The following is a 3,826-nucleotide window of genomic DNA, read 5'->3' as shown; positions in this document are numbered from 1 at the left end:
TCTTCTTAAATAGCTCAATTGCCTCAAACCCATTTACCGCCAGGTCTACCTGGCAGCCATTACGCTCCAGCATACGCATAACAAGCTGCTGGTTAACAATGTTATCTTCGACAATTAATATATTGGACTTGGTTTGGTCCTGTAGATCTATAACTTCGGGGTCCGAACTTTCTTCAGCATCACTCACGGTATATCGCGTCACCAAGCGACGCTCACTTCCCTGACGGAATCGCTCAGCATAGGCCTGACACATAACTCCCCTCAAAAACGGGTCACGGAACTGCTTACTCAAAAAGCCACTAGCTCCTGCCAAAAAGAAGCCTTCCGCATCACCCAACTGTGGATTTGAACATAAAACAACGATCTGCACAGGATCAACGATAGACTGGCGAATCATCTGACAAGCTTCTACACCCGACAAATCCTGTAAGATGTCATCACACAAGATCATGTTGAACTGCTCTTCACTTCCAGCATAAGAATGCAAGGCTTTTATCGCTTCTGCAGCAGTCCCCACCGCCTCGAACTGAATCCCCCACTCGCTTAAGAGTTCAAGTGTAATTTTACGACTAAGCTCATACGAATCGATCACCAGTACTTTGAGCGTTTTCAGCAAGGACAAATCCAACAACTCTCTGGAGTTATCGCCACGAACTACCGGCAAGTTCAACTCGAACCAATAAGTAGACCCATCATCTTCTTTTGATTCGTTCAGCAATGTACTACCCATGAGATCAACTAACTGGTAGCAAATATCCAGGCCCAAGCTACGCTTTTCCCTCAGTTCCGAAGAAAAACCTATATCAGCAACATCAACCCGCTTATTAAGCCTCTGTATAGGCTTACTACCACTATCTTCAATTGACAAACGAATGGCCGCTCGAGAATTCTTTTGAGACAAAAGATCAACATTAATAAAAACGTGACCCTTCTCAGTGTGCTGGATCGCGTTAGCAACTAGGTTCATCAATACTTGTCGTATTCGTACAGGGTCTCCTCGTAAAGTCTGTGGAATATCGGGGCTAATTCGGCTCTCGAACACAAGGCCCTTTGACTCAGCCCTGTTTTTCAAAAGAATAGTAACACCGGATAACACCCCTCTTAAATTGAACGGTATCGTCGTAATCATAAGATCGCCCGACTCGATTCTGGAAAGGTCCAAGACATCATTTACAACGTACAACAATGACTCTAAAGACACCTGAATAGTTTGAGCATACTCACGCTGTTCATCTTCCAACTTCGATTCCAGCAATAACGAAGTGAAACCTAGCAACCCGTTCATTGGCGTTCGCAACTCATGGCTCATTTTTGCTAGAAACAAGCTTTTCGTCTCGCTGTTCTTGCGTGCTGCTTCTAACTCCTTCTGCGACAACGTTAAACGAGCCTCAGACTTATACAGACGCTCTTCCATCTCCTGCTTATACTCTAGAATCGATAACCACAGTTCAGAGACCTCAGTATCCTCTAATGAAGAAAGCCTCTTCATAGACTCATCTACATTCTGGTTTTTCAGGTCAATCATAAACTGACGCAAGCGCCTAACAACAATCTGATATCCAAGCAAAACACTCGTTAGCGAGCAACAAGCGACAACCAGCACATACAATAAAAAGCTAGTCAGTCCTTCCCTAGAAACCTCTTCAATGACCCCATCTAAACTCTGGACGACAGCCAGCTCTCCTAACCAGTAGGCTTGAGCCTCCCCTCCCTTCCAATAACTAATTGGATAGACAGATTGCTCGATGCGGGCAGAGGCCCCAATACTTCCAACCGTTATAGTACGACCGTCATCATAGCTGAGCGTATACTTTCTGGTTTCTTTCCCAGAAATATGCAAATGACAATCATCCAGCATCGCAATTAGTATCGCTTCGACCTTTTGATCGTTTGCGCGCCAAACAGCTTCACTTATCGGGTCAAGATTAGAAGACAGTAAATGATCTAAACACTCATTGATTGAATCAACTTGCATTTGGTAAGAGTAAACCCCTTTCGTAAAAACAATACCAAGCGATAACAATATGCTAAACAAAAAGCTATATAAGCAAATACGCTTAAGCAAGGGGGCTTTCTTTAGCTGTTTTAGCGTATTAGTTAAGCGCAAATGAAATCTCCTGAAGGGGATGTGAAAACTTGTGCAACACTAGCAAAATTCTTACGTGGCGTGTAGTACTGTTCAATGGCAAATGTAAAACGAGAATTCTTAATCAAAGGTAATTCGTGGCAAATTGCTTACCGTGGTAGCCTAGAACTCTAATTTAACTAATTTTCATAAGCTAATGCGCTCTATACTTACTACCCTTTGCTACATCGTGCTTTTTAGCTCTCAATTACAAGCTGCACAAACCTATAATAGCGAGACAATAGACGCTCGAAACAACAGCCCTATTGCTATGCTTTTCTCTCTCCCAAGAGCTAGCTTTTACCCAAATGAGCAAATCGGATCGATTCATTTACAATCAGACGCTTCGCTCACCAATTACATCAGCACTACAGATAAAAATGGCGACTATTTTCGCATAGACGGAGAAACCTGGAGATTTAGAAACACAGTTTCATACCAATATTCTCAACAGCTTCGCATTCTGGTAGACGCGTCCTGGATAAAACATGGCGGCGGTTTAGGTGATCGATTTATTTTCCACTTCCATGATGCATTAGCACTTCCACAAAATGGCCGCTCCGATAAGCAACACGATAGGTTCAACTGGACACTCTATTCTGAAAATCAGCAGGTATTATCTTTTCAGCGGGAAGCGTCTTCATGGGGTGACACCGAGGTTTCATTCGCATGGAAAATGAAAGAAATCTCCGATACTCAATACAACGCTACACTTAAAATTCCCACTGGCAACTACACGAATCAAACAGGCAGTGAAGCCTTCGACATAAATTTTAGCATCACCCAGCAGAACCCTGAGTGGTTCAAAAGGCGCAATTTTTTTGAACAAACAAAGCTTTCTTTATGGTACGGTACTGGTCTTGGCTATATAGGAAAGTCAGAGCAACTTAAGATTCTTGAGCAGCATCCTGTAAACCTTTCTTTTCGCGCAGGGTTCGCGTGGCTAATTAGTCCTAATTGGCAGTTAAAAAGTCAGATTGATACTCACTCCCCCTTGTTCAAAACAGAGCTACGTGAACTTGGCTGGGTACCGCTGCAAATATCCTTTGAAAGCGCACACCGTTTCAGTCAGGATATATCAATAAATCTGATGATTGCTGAAGACATTAGGCCACGATCCGTACCAGATGTGATCCTTAAGACAAGCCTAAGAATTAGACTTTAAAACTCACCTTAGAAACTTTCGGTGTTAAGAACTTAATTACCAAGTAAAGAATTGACTAACAAGGAACTTGAAAACCAATGCAATGCTTTAAAAAAGGAAAGTTAAACCCTGGCTTATTATCATTTATCGGGTTGATCGGATATACACTTGTACTATCTACACCCACAGCCCATGCTGATGAGATTGATCTCAGACTCAGCAATGACGCGGTTCACGGAAACTATACTAAAGATAATAGCCGGTCTAAGGCAAGGTTTGGCATGGGGTACTTCTATAAAGATGACGATTACACAACCAATATTCTAAACGTTGACCTACATGCAAAAGGACAAACCGTTATCGGTAATATGCCAGCAACAGTTGCTATTGGATTTGAAAGTAACTTTTTTAAAATCGAGGATTTCAAAGGTACTGCTGTTGGAATTGGCGGTTCACTAAGGCTAAACCTACCAAGCGCACCTGGCTTATCATTTGAAACAGATCTACATTATGCGCCCAAGGTACTATCTTTTGGAGACTCTGACGAGTTCAGTCGT

At 42.6% G+C, this 3,826-nt stretch carries 3 protein-coding genes; 2 read left to right on the top strand and 1 reads right to left on the bottom strand.

Annotated features, from left to right (window positions below):
- Positions 1-2,107: histidine kinase dimerization/phospho-acceptor domain-containing protein (locus A3761_RS18685; RefSeq protein ID WP_068750677.1), on the bottom strand; the 2,107-nt coding region annotated here is incomplete at its 3' end.
- 175 nt (positions 2,108-2,282) lie between these two features.
- Between A3761_RS18685 and A3761_RS18680 the strand changes: the two genes are divergently transcribed.
- The gene (locus A3761_RS18680; RefSeq protein ID WP_068637670.1) at positions 2,283-3,290 is read left to right on the top strand and encodes a DUF3187 family protein; all 1,008 of its coding nucleotides are present in this window, start codon (positions 2,283-2,285) and stop codon (positions 3,288-3,290) included.
- A gap of 77 nt (positions 3,291-3,367) precedes the next feature.
- A partial coding sequence (locus A3761_RS18675) for a YfaZ family outer membrane protein (RefSeq protein WP_068750675.1) occupies positions 3,368-3,826 on the top strand: 459 nt, incomplete at its 3' end.

The organism is Oleiphilus sp. HI0123 (assembly GCF_001635315.1).
This window is presented reverse-complemented; position numbering and strand designations above follow the sequence as displayed.

What these genes read in the sequence shown, in the direction of transcription:
- A3761_RS18680 (WP_068637670.1), top strand. Translation starts at nt 2,283, where the DNA reads ATGCGCTCTATACTTACTACCCTTTGCTACATCGTGCTTTTTAGCTCT.